Here is a 336-nt window from a genome sequence, read left to right as displayed (position 1 = left end):
AAAGCAGATGAGCAACTCAATGATTTCCAGGACCACGGCCCATGCATGAGCATCCCCTGCAACGCTTTTTCAGATCCTTGCGCGAGCGTCCGGTGTTTGCGTGGGAGCGCTATCAACAACGGGATGTGTTGGTCATCGATCATCCGTTGTGCCAGGCGGTTTTCAGTCGCCAGGGTGCGCAGTTGCTGCACTTCCAGCCACGCGGCCAGAAACCCTGGCTGTGGTGCGCGGCGAAGTGGCCGCAGGTCGGTGCAATACGCGGCGGCGTGCCGGTGTGCTGGCCTTGGTATGGCCGCCATCCGAGCGAAAATGCCTGGCCGTCCCATGGCTGGGCGC

General features: G+C 61.9%; 1 protein-coding gene. It reads left to right on the top strand.

Annotated elements, in window-relative coordinates; translation table 11 throughout:
- Positions 1-41: 41 nt before the first annotated feature.
- Positions 42-336: aldose epimerase family protein (locus tag OC610_RS29075; RefSeq protein ID WP_456300310.1), on the top strand; the 295-nt coding region annotated here is incomplete at its 3' end.

It is taken from the genome of Pseudomonas agronomica (assembly GCF_025917275.1).
GTDB lineage: Bacteria > Pseudomonadota > Gammaproteobacteria > Pseudomonadales > Pseudomonadaceae > Aquipseudomonas > Aquipseudomonas agronomica.
This window is presented reverse-complemented; position numbering and strand designations above follow the sequence as displayed.